At 73.7% G+C, this 26,603-nt stretch carries 18 protein-coding genes and 1 pseudogene; 4 read left to right on the forward strand and 15 right to left on the reverse strand.

The genetic code is table 11. The features are described 5' to 3' along the window. Positions 1-54: 54 nt before the first annotated feature. Entirely contained in the window at positions 55-798 is a 744-nt protein-coding gene (locus tag LQ327_RS05970; protein ID WP_230730596.1) for a DedA family protein, read from the forward strand. 49 nt (positions 799-847) lie between these two features. Here LQ327_RS05970 and LQ327_RS05975 read toward each other — a convergent pair whose 3' ends face one another. Genes LQ327_RS05975 through LQ327_RS05990 form a run of 4 tightly spaced genes read right to left on the reverse strand, consistent with a single transcriptional unit; the run spans position 848 to position 4,153 of the window. Further along, entirely contained in the window at positions 848-1,582 is a 735-nt protein-coding gene (locus LQ327_RS05975) for a TrmH family RNA methyltransferase (protein ID WP_230730597.1), read from the reverse strand. Further along, the gene (gene pyrE, locus LQ327_RS05980; RefSeq protein ID WP_230730598.1) at positions 1,579-2,166 is read right to left on the reverse strand and encodes an orotate phosphoribosyltransferase; all 588 of its coding nucleotides are present in this window, start codon (positions 2,164-2,166) and stop codon (positions 1,579-1,581) included. The genes LQ327_RS05975 and pyrE overlap by 4 nt, the downstream gene beginning before the upstream one ends. A 38-nt stretch (positions 2,167-2,204) precedes the next feature. Then, entirely contained in the window at positions 2,205-3,002 is a 798-nt protein-coding gene (locus LQ327_RS05985) for an SDR family NAD(P)-dependent oxidoreductase (protein ID WP_230730599.1), read from the reverse strand. After that, positions 2,999-4,153, reverse strand: a complete 1,155-nt coding sequence (locus LQ327_RS05990) for a TtfA family protein (RefSeq protein ID WP_230730600.1) — start codon at positions 4,151-4,153, stop codon at positions 2,999-3,001. Before LQ327_RS05990 ends, LQ327_RS05985 begins: the two co-directional genes overlap by 4 nt. A gap of 127 nt (positions 4,154-4,280) precedes the next feature. Between LQ327_RS05990 and LQ327_RS05995 the strand changes: the two genes are divergently transcribed. After that, entirely contained in the window at positions 4,281-5,933 is a 1,653-nt protein-coding gene (locus tag LQ327_RS05995; RefSeq protein ID WP_230730601.1) for an ABC-F family ATP-binding cassette domain-containing protein, read from the forward strand. A gap of 227 nt (positions 5,934-6,160) precedes the next feature. Here LQ327_RS05995 and clpB read toward each other — a convergent pair whose 3' ends face one another. After that, entirely contained in the window at positions 6,161-8,755 is a 2,595-nt protein-coding gene (gene clpB / locus LQ327_RS06000; protein ID WP_230730602.1) for an ATP-dependent chaperone ClpB, read from the reverse strand. A 304-nt stretch (positions 8,756-9,059) separates the two neighbouring features. Here clpB and LQ327_RS06005 point away from each other — a divergent pair, with 304 nt between their 5' ends. After that, a complete protein-coding gene (locus LQ327_RS06005) occupies positions 9,060-10,808 on the forward strand; it encodes an FAD-binding oxidoreductase (protein ID WP_230730603.1) in 1,749 nt (582 codons plus the stop codon). A gap of 6 nt (positions 10,809-10,814) precedes the next feature. On the opposite strand, the gene LQ327_RS06010 is transcribed toward LQ327_RS06005, so the two are convergent. The 10 genes from LQ327_RS06010 to LQ327_RS06055 form a co-directional block, all read right to left on the reverse strand. Continuing rightward, positions 10,815-11,336 carry a heat shock protein transcriptional repressor HspR gene (locus LQ327_RS06010; protein WP_308286255.1) on the reverse strand — a complete coding sequence of 174 codons (522 nt, stop codon included), beginning with the start codon at positions 11,334-11,336 and terminating at the stop codon, positions 10,815-10,817. Further along, positions 11,333-12,592, reverse strand: a complete 1,260-nt coding sequence (locus tag LQ327_RS06015; protein ID WP_230730604.1) for a DnaJ C-terminal domain-containing protein — start codon at positions 12,590-12,592, stop codon at positions 11,333-11,335. Before LQ327_RS06015 ends, LQ327_RS06010 begins: the two co-directional genes overlap by 4 nt. 96 nt (positions 12,593-12,688) lie before the next feature. Continuing rightward, a complete protein-coding gene (grpE, locus tag LQ327_RS06020; RefSeq protein WP_230730605.1) occupies positions 12,689-13,420 on the reverse strand; it encodes a nucleotide exchange factor GrpE in 732 nt (243 codons plus the stop codon). Further along, a complete protein-coding gene (dnaK, locus tag LQ327_RS06025; protein WP_230730606.1) occupies positions 13,417-15,264 on the reverse strand; it encodes a molecular chaperone DnaK in 1,848 nt (615 codons plus the stop codon). Before dnaK ends, grpE begins: the two co-directional genes overlap by 4 nt. 159 nt (positions 15,265-15,423) lie before the next feature. Continuing rightward, a complete protein-coding gene (locus tag LQ327_RS06030) occupies positions 15,424-16,437 on the reverse strand; it encodes a C40 family peptidase (RefSeq protein WP_269069552.1) in 1,014 nt (337 codons plus the stop codon). Positions 16,438-16,527: 90 nt separating this feature from the next. Further along, positions 16,528-17,112: a hypothetical protein gene (locus LQ327_RS06035; protein ID WP_230730608.1), complete on the reverse strand. Its 585-nt coding sequence runs from the start codon at positions 17,110-17,112 to the stop codon at positions 16,528-16,530. Further along, positions 17,096-19,063 carry an MFS transporter gene (locus LQ327_RS06040; RefSeq protein ID WP_230730609.1) on the reverse strand — a complete coding sequence of 656 codons (1,968 nt, stop codon included), beginning with the start codon at positions 19,061-19,063 and terminating at the stop codon, positions 17,096-17,098. The genes LQ327_RS06035 and LQ327_RS06040 overlap by 17 nt, the downstream gene beginning before the upstream one ends. Next, positions 19,060-22,215, reverse strand: a complete 3,156-nt coding sequence (locus tag LQ327_RS06045) for an ATP-binding protein (RefSeq protein WP_372460612.1) — start codon at positions 22,213-22,215, stop codon at positions 19,060-19,062. Before LQ327_RS06045 ends, LQ327_RS06040 begins: the two co-directional genes overlap by 4 nt. Further along, a complete protein-coding gene (locus LQ327_RS06050; protein ID WP_230730610.1) occupies positions 22,193-23,017 on the reverse strand; it encodes a hypothetical protein in 825 nt (274 codons plus the stop codon). The genes LQ327_RS06045 and LQ327_RS06050 overlap by 23 nt, the downstream gene beginning before the upstream one ends. A gap of 5 nt (positions 23,018-23,022) precedes the next feature. Beyond that, positions 23,023-23,337 (reverse strand): hypothetical protein, encoded by a 315-nt coding sequence (locus LQ327_RS06055; RefSeq protein ID WP_308286256.1) that lies wholly within the window; start codon positions 23,335-23,337, stop codon positions 23,023-23,025. 432 nt (positions 23,338-23,769) lie between these two features. Between LQ327_RS06055 and LQ327_RS06060 the strand changes: the two are divergent. Continuing rightward, a pseudogene (locus LQ327_RS06060) lies at positions 23,770-26,061 on the forward strand (heterodisulfide reductase-related iron-sulfur binding cluster); the annotation flags it as partial. Positions 26,062-26,603 lie beyond the last annotated feature (542 nt).

Genomic DNA, 26,603 nt, shown 5'->3' on the forward strand with positions numbered 1-26,603 from the left:
CCGTTCGGGCGCACGGGCCGTCCGCACATCGTCGTCTCACGTGCGGCCAGTACCGTGAGCGCCGTGACGCCCTCCGACGCCACCACGCTGGTCGCCCTCGGTCCGCAGTGGCTCGACCCGAGCCACATCATCTCGGGCCTCGGCCCCTGGGCCCTGCTCGGCGTGGCGCTGATCCTGTTCGCCGAGTGCGGCCTGCTGATCGGGTTCTTCCTGCCCGGCGACTCGCTGCTCTTCATCACCGGGCTCGCCGCCACGACCGGCCTCATCGCGACGCCGCTGTGGCTGGTGTGCGTGGTGCTCTCCGTCGCCGCCTTCGCGGGCAACGTGTGCGGCTACTATATCGGACGGGCCGCCGGACCGGCGATCTTCGACAAGCCCGACTCCCGGCTGTTCAAGCGCGAGAACGTCGACCGGACCCAGAAATTCTTCGACAAGTACGGCAACCGGGCGATCGTGCTCGGCCGCTTCGTGCCGATCGTGCGCACCTTCATCACCGTGATGGCAGGCGTGGGGCGGATGGAGGCGCGCCGCTTCCTGACGTTCTCCGCGATCGGCGCCGTGGCGTGGGCCGCCGGCGTGACGCTGCTCGGCGCCGTGCTCGGCCAGTTCGACGTCGTCAAGAACAACATCGAGGCGATGCTCGTCCTCGTCGTCGTGATCTCGCTGATCCCGATCGCGATCGAGGCGCTGCAGGCTCGTCGCGAGAAGAAGCTCGGCGCCTCGAACCTCGCCGAGGAGACTCTCGACGGGGCGAACGACGACGCCCCGACCACCCGGATCCAGCGCCCCGGCAACTGATCGTCACGGACGACCCCTCGCCGACCGCCGGGGTTCCTGACGGCGGGTGTCAGGGTCCGGCGTGCTCGCGGATCCAGGCGTGCATGGCGATCCCGGCCGCCACCCCCGCGTTGATCGAGCGGGTCGAGCCGAACTGGGCGATCGAGACGACGAGGTCGGCGGCGGCCACGGCCTCGGGCGTGAGCCCCGGGCCCTCCTGCCCGAACAGGAGCACGCAGCGGCGGGGCAGCGCGGCGGTCTCCAGGGGCACCGCGCCCGGCCCGTTGTCCACCGCCACGATCGGGAGGTCCTCGTCCCGGGCCCACCCGGCGAGCTCCGCGACGTCGGGGTGATGGACGACGTGCTGGTACCGGTCGGTGACCATCGCGCCGCGGCGGTTCCAGCGGCGGCGCCCGACGATGTGCACCGCGGCCGCGGTGAACGCGTTGGCGGTCCGCACCACGGTGCCGATGTTGGCGTCGTGCCGGAGGTTCTCGATCGCCACGTGGAACGGGTGCCTGCGGGTGTCGAGGTCGGCGACGATCGCCTCGCGCCGCCAGTAGCGGTAGCGGTCGACGACGTTGCGGCGGTCACCGTCCGCGAGCAGCTCCGGGTCGAGGCGCGGGTCCTCCGGCCACGCGTCCGCTCCGCCCGGCCAGGGACCGACCCCGACCTCGCGCTCCGGATCGCCCGAGGCCCATTCGGTCGGGCCGGGGTCGGGGCCCTCGTCCGGTGTCAGCGATGCGGCGCCGCTGACGTTGAGTGTCAGTGACGCCGCATCGCTGACATCGGGTTGCTCGCTCATCCGAGACCGAGATCCGGGAGCCCGAGCAACGACCGGTACGGCACGCCCCGGCTCTCGATCACCTCGGCCGCCCCGGTGGCCCGATCCACGATCGTCGCGATCCCGACCACCTCGGCGCCCGCCTCCCGCAGCGCGTCCAGCGCCGTGACCGGGCTGTCGCCGGTCGTCGAGGTGTCCTCCACGACGAGGACCCGGCGCCCGACGACGTCCGGACCCTCGATCCGTCGCTGCATGCCGTGCGCCTTGGCCTCCTTGCGCACGACGAACGAGTCCACCGGCGCGCCCGGGGCGTGCATGATCGCGGCACCCACGGGGTCGGCGCCCATGGTCAGCCCGCCCGCGGCGTCGTAGGCCCAGTCGGCGGTCATCTCGCGGAGCAGCCGACCGATCAGCGGCGCGGCCTCGTGGTGGAGGCTGATCCGGCGCATGTCGACGTAGTAGTCGGCCTCCCGCCCGGAGGACAGCGTCACACGGCCGTGCACCACGGCGAGCTCACGGGCCAGGACGGCGAGGCGGTCGCGGGCGGCGGGGTCCACGTCCGGGCCACCGCCGACGGCGGCCCGCGTGGTGAGGGCGTCGCTCATGGCCGTCATTCTCCGCCGGGGTCGGGACGGCGGGCGGTTCAGCCCCGTCCGGAGCCGCTGCGCCGCGCGAGTACCTGGACGATCCGCAGCGGCGCGAGGCGGCTCACGGTCACGATCGCCTTGTAGACCGCCCCCGGCACCGAGAGCGCCCTGCGCTTCGCGAAGTCCTCGAGCGCGTCGGCGACCACCCGGTCCGCCTCCAGCCACAGGAATCCCGGCCCGCTGCGCTCCTGGCCGAGCCGCGCGTGGAACTCGGTCTTCGTGTAGCCCGGGCACAGCGCCATGACGTGGACCCCGGTGCCCGCGACCGACATGAACAGGTTCTGCGAGAGCTGCGTCAGGTAGGCCTTGCCCGCACCGTAGACCGAGCCGCGGCCCGGCAGGAACCCGGCGACGCTCGACAGGTTGATCACACCGCCGCGGCCGCGCTCGATCATCCCGGGCAGCGCCGCCCGGCACAGCAGCAGCACGCTGGTGACGTTGACCTCGTGGTTCGCCGCGAGCACGGCCGGGTCGGTGCCGACGAACTCGCCCGCCGTCGCGTAGCCCGCGTTGTTGACCAGCAGGTCGACCGGTGCCTCGTCGACGGCGGGCTCGGCGAGCCTGCGTTCGACGCGGGCGCGCGCGGCCGGGTCGGCGAGGTCGGCCACCAGGACGTCGGCACGGGTCCCCCGGGCCCCGAGCCGGTCGGCGAGCGCCCGGAGACGGACCTCGTCACGCGCTACCAGGACGACGTCGTACCCCTGGTCGGCGAGCTGGACCGCGAACTCCGTCCCCAGGCCCGAACTGGCACCGGTGACGAGGGCGGTGGGACGTGAGGAGGACGCGCCCGTCATCGTCCGCGGAAGGGGCCGCTGCGCCAGGTGCTGCCCTTCGACGAGCGCGGCTCGGACGGGCTGTCGGTGTCGGGGTCGTCCTGCTCGAGGTCGTAGGGGATGTCGCCGGGGCGCTCCCGGTGGGTCGGCTCGGAGCCGGCGCGCGAGTACGGGCTGGCGTCCTCCTCGCCGGCCGCGAACCGCTCGAGCTCCTCGTCGTAGTCCTCGTCGTCGTCCTCGTTCGGCCGAGCGGCGCCCCGGCCGGTGTCCCGGCTCGGCCCGCGGTCGGAGCCTCGACCCCGATCCGAGCCGCGGTCGTCCGGGCGGCCCGAGCCGCCGCGCGATCCGCCGCCGATCGTGCTGGTCGGCGCGTCGTCGACGCGGGAGCTCCGCACGCTGGTGGTGGGGGCGTCGTCGTCGGCACCCGCCCCGCGCACGGTCGTGGTCGGCGTGTCGTCGCCGCGGGCCGAGCGCGCGCCCACGACCGCCGTCGCGGCCTCGTCGGCCGGGCTCCCGGCGGCCTCCTCGCGCGAGCCGCCGCCCTCGACGGCCTCCTTGATGGCCGCGGACACGTCGACCAGCGACTCGATGAGCCCCTCGACGCGGTCCGGGTCGGCGTCCGGCTCGATGGAGGCCAGCACCCAGGTGTCCTCGGCCCAGACCAGCGGGACGTCGGCGCCCACGCGGTCGGCCGTGTCGGTGACCTGGCGCGTCAGCAGCCGGCGGCCCTCCAGCGCGTTGCTGACGAACGCGTACCGGCGACCGACCTGACCCAGGTTGTCGAGCTCGTCGTCGTCCGGCCGCGGCGACTCGGGCAGCCGCAGCTCGATCGCGACCGGCACCGCGACCGTGCCGCGCACCGCGGCCACCGTCGCGACGGTCTCGCCGTCCTGCTCCTGGTCGAAGATGCAGCCGAGGCGGCGGCCCCCGGGGCCGGGCACCGCGCCCGTCGCGATGTCGTAGGCGTGGCGTGGGCCGTCTCCGCGCAGCGTGCCGTAGCGCCACGCGTGCGGCGGTGAGGACAGCGCGTCGGTGAACTCCCAGCCCTTCGACGCCGCCCAGTCACGCCGGCCGTTACCCCGGCGGGTGGGGCGCGCGCGGTCGTACCAGAGCAGCAGCGCGCCGCCGGCTGCGGCGGCGAGCGCCACGACGAACCAGATCCAGGCAGGCACCCGGCGAGCGTACGGCCTGCCCCCGACACCACCGGGGGAGGACACTCGGCGCGGCGTCGCATTTCCCGCCCGGGGATCCGGCTGGTCAGGGCCGGTGCGCCTCGCGGAGCCCCGATAGGGTCGGACCGTGAGCGCCACCCTGGTCGCGCGGGGCGTCTCCGCCGCGCACGGCGCCCGGACGGTCTTCTCCGGCGTCGACCTCACCGTCGGCCCCGGTGACGTGGTCGGGCTCGTGGGAGCCAACGGCGCCGGGAAGTCGACCCTGCTGCGCATCCTCGCCGGGCTCACGGCCCCCGACACCGGGGCGGTCGAGCTCGCGCCGCCCACGGCCACCGTCGGGCACCTGCCCCAGGAGCCGGCGCCGCGTGCCGGCGAGACGATCGGCGGCTTCCTCGCCCGACGCACGGGCGTCGCGGCGGCCCAGGCCGAGCTCGACGCCGCGACGGCCGCGCTCGCCGAGGGGACCCCGGGGTCCGACGACCGCTACGCCACGGCCCTCGAGAGCTGGCTCGCCCTGGGCGGGGCCGACCTCGCCGACCGCGTCCCCGAGGTGGCCGAGGACCTCGGGCTCGGGTTGGCCGACGACACCCTCATGACGTCGTTGTCCGGCGGCCAGGCGGCCCGGGTGAACCTCGCCGCGCTGCTCCTCGCCCGGTTCGACCTCTTCCTGCTCGACGAGCCCACGAACGACCTCGACCTCGCCGGACTGGAGCGCCTGGAGCGGTTCGTCCGGGAGCTGCGGTCCCCGACGGTACTGGTCAGCCACGACCGGGAGTTCCTCGCGCGGACCGTCACCGCGGTGCTCGAGCTCGACCTCGCCCAGCAGCAGGTCGCCTCGTACGGCGGCGGGTACGAGGCGTACCTGGTGGAGCGGGAGGTGGCGCGGCGGCACGCGCGCGAGGACTACGAGGAGTACGCCGAGAAGCGGTCCGCCCTCACGACGCGGATGCACGAGCAGCGCAACTGGATGGAGAACGGGGTCCGCAACGCGCGGCGCAAGGACGGGCGCTCGGACAATGACAAGAACGCCCGCAAGTTCCGGGCCGAGGCCACCGAGAAGCAGGCCGCGAAGGTCTCGCAGACCGAGCGGCGCATCGAGCGGCTCGAGGTCGTCGAGGAGCCCCGCAAGGAGTGGGAGCTGCGGATGTCGATCGCGGCCGCGCCGCGGTCGGGGACGGTGGTGGCGTCGCTGTCGGGGGCGGTGGTCTCGCGGGGTGGGTGGCAGCTCGGGCCGGTGACGCTGCAGCTCGACTACGGCGACCGGGTCGCGGTGACCGGCGCGAACGGGGCCGGGAAGACGACGTTGCTCTCCCTGCTGCTGGGTCGCGTGGTTCCCGACGCCGGGCGGGCGTCGTTGGGGTCGGGGGTCGTCGTCGGGGAGGTCGACCAGGCGCGGGAGGTGCTGGCCTCAGGGGCGTCGTTGCTCGACGCGTTCTCCCGCGAGCCCGAGGTGGACCGCTGGCCGACCGCGGAGGTCCGGACGCTGCTGGCGAAGTTCGGGCTCGGCGCGGAGCACGTGCACCGCGGGGCGGACTCGCTCTCACCTGGGGAACGCACCCGGGCCGCGCTGGCGCTGCTCCAGGCCCGCGGGGTCAACCTGCTCGTGCTCGACGAGCCGACCAACCACCTCGACCTGCCCGCGATCGAGCAGCTGGAGTCGGCGTTGGCGTCGTACGAGGGGACGCTGCTGCTGGTCACGCACGACCGTCGGATGCTCACGGCGGTGTCGACGACGCGGCGCTGGCACGTCGAGGCCGGGCAGGTCCGCGAGATCGGCTGAGCGGCGCGTTCCTCGGCGCGAGGGGTACGCCAGGCATCCCGGAGCCCGGCTGATCATGCGCCACGTGCCCCTCGTCGAACGGCCGCCCCGCCCCGAACATGAGCGAAGGGCCCCTCCGCTCGAACAGATCGAGCGAAGGGGCCCTTCGGTCGGAACGCGAGGGGAGGATCCGGCCGCTAGAACCGCATCAGGGTTCCCCTCGTGCGAGAGCGGAACGGCTCCCGCACCTACTCGGCGCGGACCACCGACAGCGCGCCCGCCCCGGCTTCGGCGTCCTTGTCGAGGTCGACCCGCACCGTGTCGCCCTCGCGGACCCCGCCGCCGAGCAGCTCACGGGCGAGCTGGTCGCCGATCGCGGACTGCACCAGCCGGCGCAGCGGCCGTGCCCCGTAGACCGGGTCGAAGCCCTGCAGGGCCAGCCACTCCTTCGCCGCGTCGCTGACCTCCAGCGTGAGTCGCCGCCCGGCCAACCGGCCGGCCAACCGCTGGATCTGGATGTCGACGATCGAGGTCAGCTCCTCGGTCGAGAGGGCGTGGAACACCACGACGTCGTCGAGCCGGTTGAGGAACTCCGGCTTGAACGAGCGCTTCACGACCTCCATGACCCGGTCGCGACGGCCGTCGTCGTCGAGCGACGTGTCGGTCAGCGCGGCCGACCCGAGGTTCGAGGTCAGCACCAGGATCGCGTTCCGGAAGTCCACCGTGCGGCCCTGGCCGTCGGTGAGGCGCCCGTCGTCGAGGACCTGCAGCAGTACGTCGAACACGTCGGGGTGCGCCTTCTCGACCTCGTCGAGCAGCACCACGGAGTACGGCCGGCGCCGGACGGCCTCGGTGAGCTGGCCGCCCTGGTCGTAGCCGACGTACCCGGGGGGCGCGCCGACGAGCCGGGCGACGGAGTGCTTCTCGCCGTACTCGCTCATGTCGATGCGGATCATGGCCCGCTCGTCGTCGAACAGGAACGCGGCGAGCGCCTTGGCCAGCTCGGTCTTCCCGACGCCCGTGGGGCCGAGGAAGAGGAACGAGCCGGTCGGCCGGTCGGGGTCGGCGATGCCGGCTCGGGTCCGGCGCACCGCGTCGGACACCGCGCGCACGGCCTCCTCCTGGCCGACGACGCGCCCGGCCAGGTCGCCCTCCATGCGCAGCAGCTTCTGGGTCTCGCCCTCGAGCAGCCGGCCGGCGGGGATGCCGGTCCACGCGGAGACGACGTCGGCCACGTCGTCCGGGCCGACCTCCTCCTGGAGCATCAGCGGGCCGGTCGAGGTGGCCGACTCGGCCGCCTCGAGCTGCTTCTCGACCTCCGGGATGCGGCTGTAGCGCAGGCGGGCGACCGACTCGTAGTTCCCGTCCCGCTCGGCCCGGGCCTCCTCGCCGCGCAGCGTCTCGAGCTGCTCCTTGAGATCGCGCGTCGAGTTGATCGACTCCTTCTCACCCGTCCAGCGGGCGGTCAGGGCGTCGAGCTCCTCGCGCTTCTCGGCGAGCTCGGCCCGCAGCGCCACGAGCCGCTCGGCGGAGGCGGCGTCGGACTCCTTGGCCAGCGCCATCTCCTCGATCTCGAGGCGGCGCACCGCGCGCTCCACCTCGTCGATCTCCACCGGCCGCGAGTCGATCTCCATGCGCAGCCGCGAGCTGGCCTCGTCGACCAGGTCGATCGCCTTGTCCGGCAGGAACCGGGCGGTGATGTAGCGGTCGGAGAGCGCCGCGGCGGCGACGAGGGCGGCGTCGGTGATCCGCACGCCGTGGTGCACCTCGTAGCGCTCCTTGAGCCCGCGCAGGATGCCGACGGTGTCCTCCACCGACGGCTCGCCGACGAGGACCTGCTGGAAGCGGCGCTCGAGCGCAGGATCGGACTCGATGTGCTTGCGGTACTCGTCGAGCGTCGTCGCGCCGACCATCCGCAGCTCGCCGCGCGCCAGCATCGGCTTGATCATGTTGCCGGCGTCCATGGCGGACTCGCCGGTCGCGCCGGCGCCGACGATCGTGTGCAGCTCGTCGATGAACGTGATGACCTGGCCCGCGGAGTCGGTGATCTCGCCGAGGACGGCCTTGAGCCGCTCCTCGAACTCACCGCGGTACTTGGCGCCGGCGACCATCGAGCCGAGGTCGAGCGCGACGACCTTCTTGTCCCGCAGCGACTCGGGGACGTCACCCGCGACGATGCGCTGCGCGAGCCCCTCGACGATCGCGGTCTTGCCCACGCCGGGCTCGCCGATCAGGACCGGGTTGTTCTTCGTGCGCCGGGAGAGGACCTGCACGACGCGACGGATCTCGGCGTCGCGGCCGACCACCGGGTCGAGCGCCCCGGACCGGGCACGCTCCGTCAGATCCTGTCCGTACTTCTCGAGCGCCTGGAAGGTGCCCTCGGGGTCGGGTGAGGTGACGCGCGCGGAGCCGCGGACCTTGCCGAACGCCTCCTGCAGCGCCTCGGCCGTCGCCCCGTGCCGCTTGAGGATCTCGGCGGTCCGCCCGCCCGTGGCGGCCACGCCGACGAGCAGGTGCTCGGTCGAGACGTACTCGTCGCCCATGTCGGCGGCCAGCTGCTGGGCGTGCGCGAGGACGCGTGCCGAGTCCCCGTCGAACTGCGGGGCGGACACGCTGGAGCCGGTCGCGCTCGGCATCGAGGCGATCAGTCGCTCGGCCTCGGCGCGGACGGCGGCGGGGTCGGCGGACACCGCCTTGAGCAGGGGCGTCGTGATCCCGTCGGTCTGGTCGAGGAGAGCGACGACGAGGTGGGCGGGGGAGACCTGCGGGTTCCCCGACGCGGTGGCGGCGCGGACCGCGGCGGACACCGCCTGCTGGGTGCGCGTCGTCGGCGAGAAGTCCATCTGCCTGTGCCTTTCTGCGACCCGGTCCCTGGCCGGGTCCGAGGTACTCGGTGATCGTGTGTGGTCGAACGCCGTGGGGCGTGGCCGACGCGCCGGGAACGCGGCGTCGACCGTTGTTGGGGACAGCGCCCGCAGAGTTGCGTCTATTCCGCTCAAGTCATGGGGGTTTTGACGTTCCGGACATCCCGGTCAGTACCGTGAGTGACAAATCGGGGACGGTGCGCCGCTCCCTGGCACGCTCTGTCATGCTGACCCCGACTCGGGCGAGGGACGGGACCTCGCCGGGGAACGAGGGGAGTTCGGCATGTCGGCGGAACCTGCCGAGCCGATCGGCCCAGCCGTGCCGAGGGGCAGGGCTGCGCGCGAGGGCGGGACGGGTGCGGACGAGGTCTCCGCACCCGCCGAGGACCCCGCTTCGGGCGAGACACCCCAGGACCGCGGCCGGGTGCTGCGCCTGGTTCCCGCCGCGCCGAGGCCCACCGCGCTGGCCACACCCCCCACCGTGCCGCCTCCCCCGGAGGCGATGCCCACCGCCCCGCTGCCCACCCCTGGGCCGCGCATCCCGTCCGCGGCCGCGCCCCGCCAGGTCCCCGACGACGCCCGCACCGCCGTGGTGCCCCGTGTCACCGACGAGGCACGTCCCGACGACGCCGAGGGCGCTCCCGTCACGCCCCGCCCGGCCGCTCCCGAGCCGGAGATCGCCCCCGAGCCCGCGTTCACCGCCGAGCCCGAGTTCGCCCCCGAGCCCGCGGCCGCTCCCCGGCCCGAGGTCACCCGCCGGCCCGAGGTCGACACGACGACGGCGGCCCCGGTCCCCGAGGCCCCGAAGGCCCCCGCACAGGCGCCGACCCCGGCGCGAGCCCAGGCCCCCGCGCGGACCCCCCGGCCCGAGGCCACCACCCCGCTCGCCTCGCCCCGGTCGGACGCGGCCCGCGCCGGCGAGGCCGTGCGCGCGGTGTGGTCGCGCCTCGACGACCAGGAGGACGACCTCGCCCACTGGTTCGCCGCGCTGCTCTTCAGCCTCGCCCCCGGCCTGCGCGCGCACTTCCCCACCCAGGCCGACCGGGCGGCCCGCCGGCTGCTGCGCGCCTCGATCGCCGCGATGTCCGCGGTCGACCGCCCGCAGGAGCTCGCGAGCGCCGTCGAGACCCTGGCCAAGGAGACGCGCGCCCTCGGGCTCGACGCCTCGGCCGACGAACCGGTCGGCGTGGCGCTCGTCGGCGCGGTCCGGGAGTTCGCGGGCGAGCTGTGGGCCCCCGGGGCCGACGCCGCCTGGAGCCTCGCCTACTCGCTGGCCGCCGAGCCCGCGCGCCGCCGCGCGGCGACCATGCCCGGCGTCGTCACCGGCACCGTGGTCGCCCACCGGCGGCTGAGCTGGGATCTCGCAGTCATCACCGTGGCCCCCGACGAGCCGGTCGACTACCGGCCCGGCCAGTGGGTCACCGTCGAGGTGCCGCAGCGCCCGCGGATGTGGCGGCGCCTCACCCCGGCCGGTGCGCCCCGCGCGGACGGCCTGCTCGAGTTCCACGTGCGTGCCGTGGAGGGCGGTTGGGTCAGCCGCAGCCTCGTCGCGCACAGCCAGTGCGGCGAGCAGTGGCGGATCGGCCCCGCCGAGGGCGACCTCGACGCGGACGTCACCGCCGAGCGCGAGCTGCTGATCGTCGCGGGCGGCACCGGGGCGTCCGTCGCCCTGGCGCTCTGCGACGACCTCGCCGCGCAGGCCGCGCAGGGCGTCGACGTCCGGCCGACCACGGTGATCGTCGGGGGCCGCACCCCGGAGGACCTGCACACGCTGGACCGCTTCGCCGCGATCGCCGACGACGCGCCGTGGCTGGCGGTCGTCGGGGCCTGCGAGTCGGACCCGCTCGACCTCGAGCTCGCGCCGGGCACCGTCGTCGAGGCCGTCACCCGCGCCGGGCAGTGGCTCTCCCACGACGTCGTGCTGGCCGGCTCGCCGGAGATGATCCGGGCGACCACGGCCGCGTTGCTGGTCGACGGCACGCCGCTGGACCGGATCCACTACGACCCCTTCACCGAGGGCGACGAGGACTGAGCGGCGTCACTGGGCGCCGTCGTCGTCCACGGGCGGTTCGTCGGCCGGCGGACCGGCCGCCCGGCGGCCGGGCTGCCAGACCACGACGGACTGGGTCCGCCGCACCGGCAGCAGGTCCCCGCGCCGTCCGCCCTGGTCGGTGAGCGCCTGCAGCCGGGCCTGGGTGCGCGCGAGCTCGTCGGTGACCTCGGCGAGCCGGTCGGTGAGCTGGTCGACCTCGCGCTCGAGCTCGATGATCCGCTTGATGCCGGCGAGGTTGACGCCCTCCTCCTGGGAGAGCCGCTGCACCTCGCGGAGCAGCGCGATGTCGCGCACCGAGTAGCGGCGGCCGCCGCCGCTCGCGCGGCCGGGCCGCACCAGGCCGATGCGGTCGTAGGAGCGCAGCGTCTGGGCGTGCATGCCGGAGAACTCGGCGGCGATGGAGATGACGAAGACCGGGGTGTCCTCGTCGGCCCACGACGGGAGCCCCGGGATCGCCGACCCGCCCGCGCCCCGGGCACCGTCGCCCGGGCCGCGACCGCCGGTCACGACGCCGCCTCCTTGCGGCCGGCCTCCGCCCGATCCGTCAGGTGGGCGCGGGGATCCTCGTCGGCGGTGGCCCGGGCGTAGGCGTCGAGCGCCTCGCTCGCCTCGGACGACAGCCGTGAGGGCACCGCGAGCTCGAGGGTCACGAGCAGGTCCCCGGTGTGCTCCTTGCGCTTCACGCCGCGCCCGCGGACCCGCAGGGTGCGCCCCGAGGAGCTGCCCGGCGGGACCTTGAGCGAGATGCGGCCGTCGAGGGTGGGGACCGCGACGGTGGCGCCGCGGACGAGCTCCGGGTAGGTCACCGGGAGCGTGAGCGTGAGGTCGTCCGGGTTCTTGGTCGACCGGCCGAACACCGCGTCCGCGGCCACGTGCACGACGACGTAGAGGTCGCCGGACGGCCCGCCGCTCGGTCCGGGCTGGCCCTTGCCCGCGAGCCGGATGCGCTTGCCGTCCTCGACGCCCGCGGGGATGCGGATCGTCAGGGTGCGCGGGCGGGAGCTCACGCCGTCGCCGCCGCACTCGGTGCAGGGGTCGTCGACGAGGTGGCCGGTGCCGCGGCAGTCCGGGCACGGCTCGCTGAACGCGAACGCGCCCTGGCTGCGCGAGACGAGGCCGGCGCCGCCGCAGCGCGGGCACGTGCGGGGGGTGGTCCCCGGCTTGGCGCCGGAGCCCTCGCAGGTGCCGCAGCGCATCGGGGAGGTCAGCCGCAACGGCAGCGTCGCGCCGTTGACGGCCTCCGCGAAGTCGATGCGGACCTCGGTCTCGACGTCGGCGCCGCGACGCTGGCGCGGGCTCGACATGCCGCCGAGCCCGCCACCCATGCCACCGGTGGGGTCGGCCTGGCCGGCGCCACCGGCCCCGCCCATGCCACCGAAGATGCCGCCGAGCAGGTCACCGAGGCCACCGGCCCCGCCACCGCGCCCGCCGCCGCCGAACAGGTCGTTGACGTCGAACCCGCCCGGGGCGCTCGTCGCACCGCCGCGGCCGCCCCCGCCACCGAAGCCGCCGAAGCGACCGCCGCCGGCGAGCAGGGTGCGTGCCTCGTCGTACTCCGAGCGCTTGCCCGGGTCGGACAGGACGCCGTAGGCCTCACCGGCCGCCTTGAACCGCGCCTCGGCCTTCTCGTCGCCGGGTTTGGTGTCGGGGTGGTTCTCCCGCGCGATCTTGCGGTAGGCCTTCTTGATGTCGTCCTGCGAGGCGTCCTTGGCGACGCCGAGCTCACGGTAGAAGTCCTTCTCGAGCCAGTCACGATTGGCCATCGTGGGTTCGTCCTCCCTCCCGCGAGCCCGGCGTGCGCGCGAGCCCTCTCGTCAGTGTCGATCCTCGCCCAGGAACGCGTCCTGTGCTGTCCTCCCTCAGGCCGACTCGCCGCCGCCCGCCGAACCGGTGCCCGCGGGCACCGCGTCCGGGTCGTGGTCGGTGACCTCGACCATGGCGGGCCGGAGGACCTTCTCGCCGAAGCGGTAGCCGCGGCGCATCACGGTGGTGACGGTCGGGCCGTCCACCTCCGCCGACGTGCCGTGGGCGACCGCCTCGTGCACCGACGGGTCGAACGCGTCGCCGACCTCGCCGAAGCCGGCCAGCCCGGCCCGCGTCAGGGTCTCGGTGAGCCGGTCGGCCACCACCTTGAACGGGCCGGTCAGGTCGCCGTGGGTGCCCGCGCGCTCGACGTCGTCGAGCACGGTGAGCAGCTCACCGGCCACCTGGGCCTTGGCGCCGTTGATCGTGGCCTCGCGGTCACGCTCCACCCGGCGCCGGTAGTTCGCGTACTCCGCCGACACCCGCTTCAGGTCGGCGGTGCGCTCCTCGAGCTCGGTGCGGAGCTGCGTGAGCTCGGGGTCCTGGTCGGTCGGGGCCTCGGCGGCGCCGTCCGAACCCGTCGTCGGCACCCCGCCGGCGGCGGCGTCCGGTGCCTGGTCGCCGTCGGCGGGCGCGCCCTCGACGGTGACGCCCTCCGCAGCGGCCTGCGGCTCCTGGACCGACTCGTCCTCCCGGACCTCGGTCGGGTCCTGCACGGTGACCTCCTCCTCGGGTCCACCGCGCCCGGCCGTGGGGCCGGGCGCGGCGCCGGTGTCCGGTCCGGTCACTGCTTCTTGTCGTCGTCGACGATCTCGGCGTCGACCACGTCGTCCTCACCGGCCGACCCGTCGGCCCCGGCGGCACCCGCCGCACCGGCGGCGTCGGTGCCGTCCTGCTGCGAGTAGATCGCCTGGCCGAGCTCCTGGGAGTCGGTGGCGAGCTTCTCCACCGCGGTCTTGACGGCCTCGGTGTCGTCGCCCTCGAGCGCCTTCTTCAGGTCGTCGAGCGAGCCCTGGACCTTGTCCTTGACCTCGGACGGGACCTTGTCGCCGTTCTCGGAGAGGACCTTCTCGGTCTGGTGGACCAGCGACTCCGCCTGGTTGCGGGTCTCGGCCTCCTCGCGGCGCTGACGGTCCTCGTCGGCGTGGGCCTCGGCGTCCGAGACCATCCGGTCGATCTCCTCCTTGGAGAGGGCCGACCCGCCGGTGATCGTCATGGCCTGCGACTTGCCGGTGCCCTTGTCGACCGCCGACACGTTGACGATGCCGTTCGCGTCGATGTCGAACGTGACCTCGATCTGCGGCACGCCCTGGGGGGCGGGCGGCAGGCCGGTCAGCTCGAACATGCCGAGCTTCTTGTTGTAGGCCGCGATCTCACGCTCACCCTGGAAGACCTGGATCTGCACCGACGGCTGGTTGTTCTCCGCCGTCGTGAAGACCTCGGACTTCTTGGTCGGGATGGTCGTGTTCTTCTCGATCAGCTTCGTCATGACGCCGCCCTTGGTCTCGATGCCGAGGGACAGCGGGGTGACGTCGAGCAGCAGGACGTCCTTGACGTCACCGCGCAGCACGCCGGCCTGGAGGGTGGCGCCGACGGCGACGACCTCGTCCGGGTTGACGCCCTTGTTGGGCTCCTTGCCGCCGAGCAGCTCCTTGACCAGCTCGGTCACGGCGGGCATGCGGGTGGAACCACCGACCATGACCACGTGGCTGATCTGGCCGACCGAGATGCCGGCGTCCTTGATGACCTGGTTGAACGGCTTGCGCGTCCGCTCCAGCAGGTCGGAGGTGATCCGCTGGAACTCCGAGCGCGACAGCGTCTCGTCGAGGAACAGCGGGTTCTTCTCGGAGTCGACCGTGATGTAGGGCAGGTTGATGCTCGTCGACGCCGAGCTGGACAGCTCGATCTTCGCCTTCTCGGCGGCCTCACGGAGCCGCTGCATCGCCATCTTGTCCTTGGACAGGTCGATGCCCTGCGAGCTCTTGAACTTGTCGACCAACCAGCTGATGATCTTCTCGTCCCAGTCGTCGCCACCGAGGTTGTTGTCACCGTTGGTGGCGCGGACCTCGACGACACCGTCGCCGATGTCGAGCAGCGAGACGTCGAACGTGCCGCCGCCGAGGTCGAAGACGAGGATCGTCTGCTCGCTCTCGCCCTTCTCCAGCCCGTAGGCGAGGGCGGCCGCGGTGGGCTCGTTGACGATGCGCAGGACGTTGAGGCCAGCGATCTGGCCGGCCTCCTTGGTGGCCTGCCGCTGCGCGTCCTCGAAGTAGGCCGGGACGGTGATCACCGCGTCGGTGACCTCCTCGCCGAGGTAGGACTCGGCGTCGCGCTTGAGCTTCATCAGCGTGCGGGCGCTGATCTCCTGCGCGGTGTACTTCTTGTCGTCGATCTCGGTGGTCCAGTCGGTCCCCATGTGCCGCTTCACCGAACGGATCGTGCGATCCACGTTGGTGACGGCCTGGTTCTTCGCCGACTGTCCGACCAGCACGTCCCCGTTGCGGGCGAAGGCGACCACCGAGGGGGTGGTGCGGCTGCCCTCCGAGTTGGCGATGACCGTCGGCTCGCCGCCCTCCAGGACGGCGACCACGGAGTTGGTGGTGCCGAGGTCGATGCCGACCGCTCGCGCCATGCTGATGACTCCTCTCAGAGGTTTCGGTGTGAGCCCGTTGCACTCAAGTCTAGCCACTCCGGCGAACCGGCGACGACCCGGGTATGAGTCACGGTCGCTCAACTTGCTCTCATGGGGCTCAACGAGGCTGGTGCCCGCCGTGTTCCCGCGGCGCGGAGATCACACCGGGGGCGCGGTACCCGGGCGCGTCGCGAGCGGAACCATGCCCTTCTCCGTGAAGCTCACCGGGCGCACGGCCAGGGGCACCCCGGTCTGCTGCGCCTCCATGATCTTCCCGTCGCCCAGGTAGAGCGCGACGTGGTGGATGGTGTCCGGGTCCGAGGAGTCGTAGGCCCAGAAGAGCAGGTCACCGGGCTGGGCCTGCGCGACCGGCACGTGCGCGCCCGCCCCGTACTGGTCCCGGGCCACGCGGGGCAGCACCACCCCGGCGGCCTGGAAGGCGCGCAGCATCAGGCCCGAGCAGTCGTAGCTCGACGGCCCGGTGGCGCCCCACACGTAGGGCTTGCCGCTCGCCGCGACCGCGAAGTCGATGGCGGTCTTCGCGACGCCCGACGGGAGGGTGGTCGCGACGCCGGCGGCCGGGCCCTCGTCGCACGGGCGGATCGCGCTCGTGACCCCGGCGAGGTCGCCGACCAGGCTCTCGGCCAGCGGCTCCCACTTCGCGTAGGCACCGGGGAACGCCGAGCGCTGCACGGTCTGCGCGGCCAGCGTGATCGGCATGTCCTGCCAGCCCGGGACGGCCAGCAGGTGCTGCAGGAAGCTCTGCGTCGCGTGCACCGGGTCGCGGATCTCGTCGGCGGTGCCCCAGCCCTGGCTGGGCCGCTGCTGGAACAGCCCGAGCGAGTCGTGGTCGACCGCGACGTCCATGCCCGCCGTACCCATCCCGGACTCCTGCATGGCGGTCGCGAGCGCGACGATCCACGCCCGCGGCGGCGCGGCCATCCCCTTGGCCACCCCGACGATCGTCGCGGCCGCCTGGCGCTGCACCGGCTGCAGGTCCGCCGCGGTCTGCGGGACCCCGACGGCGGGCCGGCCGTTCGCGTCGCACGTCCCCGCCGCCTGCTGGTCACCGCCCACGGTGAACTGGCCGACGACGAGCAGGCCGCCGAGCAGCACGATCACCAGCCCGAGCGCGAGCACCCCGACCGGGATGAGCAGCCGCAGGAACCGCATCCGCGAGGGCAGGCGCGGGAGCCGCAATGGGACCTGGCGCGACGGGTCCTCACGACGGGGCGGGCGCAGCTGGGTCGGCACGGCGCGTCCTCACGACGCCCGGTCGTAGCCCGCGACGCGCCAGTCGCCCGGCCCGACCTGGACGAGCAGGAGCTGCAGCGTCACCGCGTCGGTGGGCACCCGGACGCGCACCGAGTCGGGGTGCACCTCCACCGCCTGCGGCGGGCCGGTGACCCGGGACGACGGGATGTTGCCGGGGTCGACCGACGCGAGGGTCGGCAGGTACTCGTCGGTGGTGTACGGCCGCAGCTGGTCGCTCCACTGCGCCCCGGTCATGCCGGCCGGGTGGTTGGCCCAGGCACCCGCCCAGCGCTGGGCGACGCCGAGCGCCGCCTGCGGGGCGGCGGAGAGCGGCAGGTTCGTGGGGGTGAGCTCCGGCGGCGGCGCGGCGGGGGCCGCGGGGGCGGCGGTCACCGTCGGGACGTCGGGGACCGGGGCGAGCGCACCCGGGGAGCGTCCGGAGTGCGGCGAGAGCCAGTTCCCGAGGTACGCGACGCCGCCGACGACCACGGCGACGAACACCAGCAGGACCAGGAACCGGATCGGTGAGTGCAGCGGCCACTCCCAGAGGCCCCGGTAGGCCGACGACCGGCCGCGCCTAGTCCGGATCGGCACCGCGGGCTCCCGGGGTCGGCGTCACGGCCGGGGCGGTGCGGTCGGGGGTCGATCCGCGGTCCACCCGGCTGTCGAGCACCCGCCCCTCGACGACCCGGTCGCGCCCGTCCACCCCGGGCCGGCGCGCGGACGGCCGGTAGATGCGCTGGGAGGGCTGCCCGTCGACCTCGGGGACCCGGGGGGCGGCGGCGGGCAGCGCCGGCCGGGTGGCGTCGATCTCACGGTGGGGCACGCCGTCGGACGACCCTCCGGAGCCGGACGCACCCGACGTCGGGCGCAGCACCTCGGAGTCGACGCGCACGGTCCGTCCGGTGCGCGGCCCGCTCGCCGCCTCGTCGACCCCGGACTCCTCCGGGCGCAGCATCGACCCGCCGCGACGCCGCTCGACGCGTTCGCCCCACCAGGAGTCCTCGTGCGAGTCCGGGCCGCGCATCCGGCCCAGCGCGCGTCCGAGGGTCCCGGTGCCCGCCGCCGGGAAGAAGCCGCCGACCTGTTCACGGGTGAGGCTGACCATCGACGTCAGGCGGCGGAACGGCCGCGACACGGCCCAGAGGATCACCGTGACGACCCCGGTGACCAGCAGTCCGAGCCAGGTGTCCACCCCCGATCCGGGGCGGAAGAGCGAGATCACCAGCAGCGAGTGCAACCCGGCCAGCGCCCCGACGAGCAGCGTGTTCACCAGCGCCGCGCCGCCGATCCGCAGCATCGCGGGCAGCACCTCGGGCTTGATGAGCGCCACCACCGCGAGGGCGGGCGCCACCATGACGAGCAGCCGGATCATGAGCATCGACACCAGCACGAGGACCTTGCTCATCAGCTGGAACAGCGCGATGCAGGCGGCCTGGATGAGCGCGAGCGCCCCGGCCCCGACCCGCGAGCCGGACCGGCCCTGGAAGTAGGAGTAGCGGTCGCCGACCTTGTTCGCGACGTCGGTGAACTGCTGCTTCTTGGCGTCGGCCTGCGCCTGGCCGTCCTGCCCCGTCGCGACCTCGACCTTGGTGAACGTCTGCGCCTGCAGGAGCGGTCGGCCCAGGTCACGGGCCTGCGGCACGTCCGCGGACCCGAACTCGCCGCGCAGCCAGTTGGAGTAGACGATCTGGTCGGTGAGCACCGTGGGCAGGGTGTTCTGGTCCCCGACGCCGACCTGGCGCAGGAATCCCTGCTGCATCGCGGTGACGCCGTCGAGGAGCACCCCGTCGAGGGAGCGCGACCACTGGATCGGCGCCGCGTACGCCGCCGCCGCCAGGCCCAGCGCGAGGACCGCGACCAGCCCTCGCCGGGCCTGCTGCGCGAGCTCGCCGCGCATCGCGAGCACCAGCATGATCGCGGCGAGGGCGGCCAGCGCGACCCCGGCCCACGTCGTGAAGACGGCCTCGTACATCGCCCGGGTGCCGGTCTGGATCACCGTGTCCAGTGGCGTGAGCAGGCTCGACCCGCGCGCGATCAGGTAGTGCGCCCAGTTGACGCCGCCGACGATGAGCTTGGCGACGTCGAAGACCTGGTTGCCGAGCCAGGTGTCGGTCGCGGCCGCGGGGTCCCGGGCGCCGCCCGGCCCGCAGCCCAGGTCGTAGGTCCACCAGACCTGGCCCGCGTAGCCGACCTCGTCGTACACGCTGCCGGGCGTCCCGACGCCGATCGGGGCCGGGTCCAGCGACCCGACGAGGCCGGTGCCGGGCCGGTCGGGGTCGGGCGGGGCCTTGCAGTCGAACGCCTGCGCCGAGGCCGTGCCGCCGACCAAGATCAGTCCGCCCACCAGGGACACGACGACGAGCAGGGCCCGGGCGCTGCGGGTGCGCGGCAGGTGCCGCGTCAGGAGAGACTCGTTCCGGACACCTGACGTCAGGAACGACGCTTTCCTGACATCGGGGGCGGCGGCCGACCGAGCCCGCCGAGATCCCCGCCGCCACCCGATGACGAGCGCCGCGACGAGGATGCCGACGACGACGATCACCCGTCGCCGCCCCGGCCCGGGCTGCCCGCCGTCGGGACGCCGTCCCCCTGCTCGTCGTCGTCCCGCTCACCCCAGGCGCGCCGGAACGTCGGGCGCGGCGCGTGGGGCTGCTCCATCCCGGTGTCCGGGTCGGCGTCGTCGGCGGGGGTCCGCGCGCTCGGGGCCGCCGGCGGCTCGTCCGGGGCCGGCGCGGCGGGCGTGTGGGCGCGGCGCGCGTCGGGGTTGGTGTCCAGGGCCGTGCGCAGGTGCGCCAGGTGCGGGCCCTCGAGGTCGACGCGGATCTTCTCGACGCCGCCGTGCCCGTCCGAGAAGACGAACTGGCGCGGGGTGTCGTCCGGGTGGTCGTCGTGCTCGCCCAGGGAGCGGCTGGCGGTGGGCCGGGGCGAGAGGGTGCCGAGCATCTCCTCGTACCCGACGTCGGTCGGCACGCGCAGCAGCCGCAGTGCTTCGGCCTGCGCCTCGGCGTCGTCGGTGCGCCCGACGAAGACCGCGTCCACCAGCGACGCGAAGCCCGGCACCCGCAGCAGGTCCCCGGCGAGCTGCGAGGCGAACAGCGCGCGGACGTTGAACTTGCGCGAGTCGCGCGCGAGCCGGTCGATCAGCACCTTGCCGGTGGGGATCTGGGAGAGGAAGTGCGTCTCGTCGAGCGCGACGCCCTTCCGCAGGTCCCGGTCGGCGGTGTACACGGTCCGCTGCGTCAGCCAGGAGGCGAGGTTGAGCAGCTCGACCGCCAGCGACTCGCCGTCGGTCCACTCCTCGCGCGGGCTGCCGGGGCGGGGCAGCGACATGCCCTGCATCGTCAGGACGGTGAGCCGGTACTGGTCCTCGTCGAGGATCGACGGGTCCCCGACGGGGCTCTCGTCCGGCCCGCGCGGATCGGCCGGGTCCGAGGTGTGCTCGGGGAAGAGCAGGGCGGCCTGGGGAAGCTCGCGGCGCTCCTCGAGGAAGTCCGCGACGACGTCGGCGTGCTCCTCGCCCTCCCGGGCGTGGCGGCGCAGCGTCGCGATGACCTGGCCCGGGTCGCGGTGCTGCCCGCCGCCGACCTCCCGGACCGCGCGCAGCAGCACGATCCGGGTGTGGGGCAGACGCGCCACGTCGTAGGGCAGCAGGCCGGTGAGCACGTCGAGCACCAGACGACGCCGGGTCGCGGCGGCCAGCGACCGTTCGCGGCGCCACGCCTTCTCCGGGTCGGGCTCGTCGAGGAAGTGGTCCCGGCGGGGCTCGGCCACCACCCGGTACGGGTTGAGGATGCCGGGATCGGCGCCGAGCAGGTGGATGTGCCGGGAGAACGGCGCGAGCTCGGGCAGCCGGGTCAGCTCGGCGAGCGGGCCGGACGGGTCGAGCACCGTCCAGCGCGCCCCGGCGCGCAGCGTCTTGTAGACCATCAGGCCGGTGAGGAACGACTTGCCGGAGCCCAGGCCGCCGACGACGGCGGTCAGGCCCGAGGCCCGTCGTACCTCCTGCGCCATCCACGGGTCCCAGGCGACCGGACGACGGGTCGCGGTGCAGGTCTCGCCGAGCAGCACCCCGCGCCGGTCGCCCACCGACGCCGACGCGGCGGGAACCCCCGCGGCCACCCAGGTCACCGAGCCGCGGCGCCGGTACGCGGTGGAGGCCAGCGGCTCGCCGGGGATGAACTCGCGCGCGTAGGCGTACTGCGCCTCCGGGTGCTCGAGGGCGACCCGGGGCCGGTAGAGGTCGAGCACCTGCTGCGCGCGGGTGAGGGTCTCGGACTCGTCCCGGCCGGACACCGCGACTCGCCACCAGCCGTAGACCCGGGTGTTGAGCTGGGTGAGCCCGCCGGAGAGCTCGTCCTCGATCTGCAGCACCCGGTCGGCCTGGCGCTCCAGCGACATCGGCGGGTCGAGGTCGTGGTCGTGGGTGTAGTGCCGGATCTGGCTGCGGACCTTGCCCATCTGGCGCTGCAGCTCGCCCGAGACCTCCTCCGGGCGGCGCACGTAGATCCGCGCCGACCATTCCACCGGGAAGGGCAGGCGGTCGCTGCGCTGCATCCACGGGTCGTCGGCCTCGGGGATGCGCAGCGAGTCCATCAGCCCGACCGAGAGGACCGCGACGTGCCGCGAGACCGGCTGCAGCCCGTGCCTGCCCTGCACGGTCACCGTGGGCGCGTAGGGCTCCTGGTGCATCGAGACGCCGTCGGTGAACGCCGCGAGGTCCTCGGTCTCCCACGCGACGCCGGGCTCGGCGTGCACCGACCGCGGCGCGGGCAGGCCCAGCGCGCAGGAGCGGTGCATCAGCCAGGCCATGTCCTCCGCGCTGCAGGGGACCCCGTCGAGCCCCGGGCCCGAGACCAGCGCGTCGACGTGCGCGATCTCGGTCTCGAGCGCGGTCAGCTCGGCGCTCACGGCCGACGGGACCATCCGGTTGAGGAGCGGCGCCGCGGACTCCAGCCAGCGGTCCACCACGGAACGACCGGACACCTCGACGCCGAGGAACACCTCCTTGTCGGCCATCGACAGGCCCATGAGGTGGTGCTGCTCGCCGGTGAGGAAGTCCTCCCAGCCCAGCGCGCCCCCGACGTCCTCCGGGCGCCCCGGCGAGTTGCGGTCGAAGGCCTCGGCCCAGCGCGCGACCGGGAACGGCCGGGTGGTCACCCGCAGGTGGCACCAGCGGCCCTGCAGCTCACCGAGCTGGTTGGCGATGCGCCGGATGAGCGACTCGCGCTGGGAGTCCGACCGGAAGCTCCACGGCTGGGGCGCGAGGCGGTACCAGGCGGTCACGGCCGAGCCGGTGCGCGCGATGTTGCCGTCGATGGAGCGCAGCGCGATGTCCGAGCGGTAGCTCGGGGCCGAGGACGCCCCGGCCAGCGCCCGCCCGCGCCGGCGCCGCGTGCTCCCGGTGCGCAACGTCCCGGTGGGCGCGTCGTCGGCCGGTTCCGGATCGTCGGGCGCCTCCTCGGTGGCGTCGCCGAAGCTCGCGAGCAGGTCGTCGTCGGTCGTCGGGCCGGGATCCGCCGGGATGTCCCGCTCGACGGGGACGACCTCGGCCGGGGTCGGGGCGTAGCCGGCCGGGAACGCGCCCCAGCCCGAGGTCGCCTCGGGCTCGCGCTCGGCCTCGCGCGCGTCCGGCCAGGGGTCCGACCACGACGAGCGACGGCCCCGGCCCGACTCAGGACCGCGCCGGCGCAGCACCGTCGTCCTCCTCGTCGTGTCGGTCGGGCCCGGTCCCGGTCGCGTCCGTGGTGGGGGCCTCGGACTGTGCGCTCGGGCCGAACCGCCGGGGCCCGCTGACGGGGCGGGTGCGGGGGCGGCGCGGCTTCGGCTTCGGTTTCGGCTTCTGTGACCGGTCGGCGCGACGGGCGGTGACGTGCAGCACGCCGTCGACGTCGTCGTCGTCGGCCGTGACGGTCGGCTCGCGGGGTGTCGACGGCGGTGGTTCGGCGCGGGCGCCGCCGCGCGTCGTCCAGGAACGGCGAGGGGTGCGACGACGACGGGTGCCGGTTCCGTCCCCGGGACGGCGGCCGGAGCCGGCCTCGTCGTCGGGACCGCGTCGGTCCTCCGTGCGCGCACGCGCGTCGGACACCGTGGCCATCGCCGCGTGCGGGTCGGTGCGCCCGGCGGGCAGCGCCCGCCGCGGGCGGGCGGCCTCGATCGCGACGTGACCGGTGCCGACGGTGCTGCCCTCGCCGCGGGTGCGCCGGCGCGGTCCGCGGAGTTCGTGGACGAAGAGCGTCAGCCACTGCAGCAGCGGACGGTCCTCGTCGATCCGTTTCGCGACGAAGCGGACCACCACGACCGTGATGAGCAGGGCCCACGCCACCGAGAAGAAGCCGATGGGGATGCCGAGCCGGCGCTGGAAGAACATCACGACGATCATGACGATCAACCCGACGCCGTAGCTCGAGTAGCGGGCACGCCAGGGGAAGGTCGCGCGGGGCGGGCCGAGCCAGACGGCGTCGACCCGGTACACGTCGTCGTCGGTGCGGATCTGCACCCGCGTCACCCCGTGATCAGCTGGGCCAGGAACTGGCCGACCGCCGGCCCGTTGCCCGACACGGCGATACCGAGCGCGACCAGGCCGACCAGCAGCCCGACCCCGCGGCGGGCGACTCCGGCGTTGTCTCCCCGGCCACCGATCCAGAGCATGATCACGGCGATGCCGAGCAGGAGGAGCGGGACGATGTTGTCGCGGATCCAGCCCTGCAGGCCGTTCGTCCCGAGACCCTGGGCGACGACGGCCGACCCCAGCCAGTGCAGCTCGGCGATCGGGACGCCCGTGCCGACCACCGTGGCGCCGAGGGTGGTGACGGTCATGGCGGTGGTCCTCCCCGGACGTTCGATGGCACAGTCCTCGGCCGATCTCGACCGGTCGAGTAAACACGTCGGTCGCCGGGCCTGACCACCCCCTGTCGTCGCGCCGTGCGACGGCCCGACCCACGGTCTGTCACCACGCGCCGCGCGACCCGCTCCGTCGTTCCCGACGACCACGACTCATGGTGGCCCCGATACCGCCGCAGTGGTGGGACGCGCGCCCACCTGGCCGCGCCGGGTCATCGCGTCGTCCACCACAGAGTGACAGCGACCGGTGACCGGGTGTCGAGCGCCACTGCCCGCGAGGACCAGGGTTACCGGTGAGTAGGTTCTCACCGTCCTCGCCGGGCCCCCGCCAGGACCAGCCGATACAGTGCGCCGAACGACGGTCGTCGACCCGTGCCACCCGGGCAGGGTCCGCTGGGAGGTCGAACAGTGCTCGTCCGATTGATCCTGGGCCTCGCGCTCACGGTGGCCGTGGGGGTCGTCGCCGCCCGGCGCGCGTGGTGGCTCTTCACGTTGATCCGCTCGGGCCAGCCCGACTCGAAGCGCGCCGTCGGCCTCGGTGGCCGGGTGCGCGCGCAGTTCGTCGAGGTGTTCGGCCAGCGCAAGCTGCTGCGCTGGTCGATCCCCGGCCTCGCCCACCTCTTCACGATGTGGGGCTTCATCATCCTGCTGACGGTCTACATCGAGGCCTACGGCGCGCTCTTCGTGGACGACTTCGCGATCCCCGGGATCGGGCACTCGCCGATCCTGGGCTTCCTGCAGGACTTCATCGCCGTGATGGTCCTGATCTCGATCATCACGTTCGCGATCATGCGTGTGCGCCAGGACCCGGAGCGCAAGCAGCGCTCCTCGCGGTTCTACGGCTCGCACACCAGCGGCGCGTGGATCGTGCTGTTCCTGATCTTCAACGTCGTCTGGACGCTGTTCGTCTTCCGCGGCGTCGAGTCCGCGGCGGGCAACCTGCCCTACACCTCGGGCGCGTGGGTCTCGATCGCGGTCGGCCAGCTGTTCACCGGGCTCTCCCCGTCGACGCTGTTCGTCCTCGAGACGATCATGGTGCTGCTCCACATCGGCGTCGCGCTGGTCTTCCTGGTGCAGGTGCTCTACTCGAAGCACCTCCACATCTTCATCGCCCCGATCAACGTCGCCGCGAAGCGCCTGCCCAAGGCCCTCGGCCCGCTGCAGCCGCTCGAGTACGACGGCAAGCCGATCGACTTCGAGGATCCGCCCGAGGAGGCCTCGTTCGGTCGCGGCAAGATCGAGGACTTCACGTGGAAGGGCATGCTCGACTTCGAGACGTGCACCGAGTGCGGCCGCTGCCAGTCGCAGTGCCCCGCGTGGAACACCGGCAAGCCGCTCTCGCCGAAGCTGCTGATCATGGACCTGCGCGACCACATGCTCGCGAAGGCGCCGTACATGATCGGCGGCAGGGACATGCCCGACGAGAGCTCGGTGGACCTGCTGGGCGTCACGTCGGGTCACGGGGTCCCGGAGTCCGGCTACGAGCGCCACACCGGCAGCGACGACGCCCAGGCCGTCCGTCCGCTGGTCGGCAACGCCCAGCAGCTCGGCGTCATCGACCCCGAGGTCCTCTGGTCCTGCACCACCTGCGGCGCGTGCGTCGAGCAGTGCCCGGTGGACATCGAGCACGTCGACCACATCGTCGACATGCGCCGTAACCAGGTCATGATCGAGTCGGAGTTCCCCGGCGAGCTCGGGGTGCTCTTCCGCAACCTGGAGAACAAGGGCAACCCCTGGGGTCAGAACAACTCCTCGCGCATGGACTGGGCGAAGGACCTGCCCTTCGAGGTGCCCGAGTTCGACGGCGAGCTGCGGACCGAGACCGAGTACCTCTTCTTCATCGGCTGCGCCGGCGCGTTCGACGACAACGCCAAGAAGACGGTGCGCGCGACCGCCGAGCTGCTGCACATCGCCGGCGTCGACTACGTGGTGCTCGGCAAGGAGGAGAGCTGCACCGGTGACCCGGCGCGGCGCTCGGGCAACGAGTTCCTGTTCCAGATGATGGCCCAGCAGACGGCCGAGATGCTGAACACGGTGTTCGAGGGCCGCGAGCCCGGGACGCGCAAGATCGTCACCACCTGCCCGCACTGCATGAACACCCTCGGGCGCGAGTACCCGCAGCTCGACGGCCACTACGAGGTCGTCCACCACACCCAGCTGCTCAACCAGCTGGTGCGGGAGAAGAAGCTCGTGCCCGTCGCCGCCGAGCCCTCCCCGGTGCCCGCGGCGAAGCTCGACATCAACCCGTCGACGAACCTGCAGTACCACGGGCCGCAGGCCGACGGCACCGAGCGCGGGCTCGTCACGGCGAACGGGCACGCCGTCGGCGGACACCCGGACGACCAGGCCGCGCCGGCCGCCGTCGCACTGGCCGAGAAGGAGGGGTCGTCGAACGGGTCCTCGTCCGCGGGGTCCTCGTCGAACGGGTCCTCGTCCGCGGGGTCCTCGTCGAACGGGTCCTCGTCGTCGAACGGGCACGGCGGGTCCGGCGCGAAGACCGTGACCTACCACGACCCGTGCTACCTGGGCCGGCATAACGAGGTCTACACCCCGCCGCGTGAGCTGGTGGAGGCCGCGGGCGCCACGCTGAAGGAGATGCCGCGTCACGCGGACCGGGCGCTGTGCTGCGGCGCGGGCGGTGCGCGGATGTGGATGGAGGAGAACATCGGCAAGCGCATCAACATGGAGCGCGTCGATGAGGCCATCTCCACCGAGACCGACACGATCGCGACCGGCTGCCCGTTCTGCCGCGTCATGCTCACCGACGGCCTCACCGAGCGGCAGAGCGAGGCGAAGGCCGTCGACACCGAGGTCATGGACGTCTCGCAGATGCTCCTGGCCGCGGTGAAGCGGGGCACGGCGTCGGCCGCTCCGGCCGCCGACGTCGAGGCCGAGACGGTGGCCGTGTCCTCGGTGTCCTCCATGGACGCCGAGACGACCGCCGTCTCGTCGGTCGACGCGGAGACGACGGCGGTGTCCTCGGTCGACGCGGAGACCACGGCGGTGTCGTCGGTCGACGCCGAGACGACCGCAGTGTCGTCGGTCGAGTCCGGGTCCGACGGGTCTGCGTCCGACGGGTCCGGGTCCGACGGGTCTGCGTCCGAGGGGTCCGGGTCGGAGCCGACTCCGGAGGACGAGTCCGACGCACCCGGCGACTCCGACCCGTCGACGACGTCCACCTCGGCGAACGTGCAGAACCCGGGCGAGTAGCTCCTGGCCCGTTCTGAGCGAAGGGCCCCTCC

Origin of the sequence: Actinomycetospora endophytica, from assembly GCF_021026375.1 — a bacterium.
GTDB classification, from domain to species: Bacteria; Actinomycetota; Actinomycetes; order Mycobacteriales; family Pseudonocardiaceae; genus Actinomycetospora; species Actinomycetospora endophytica.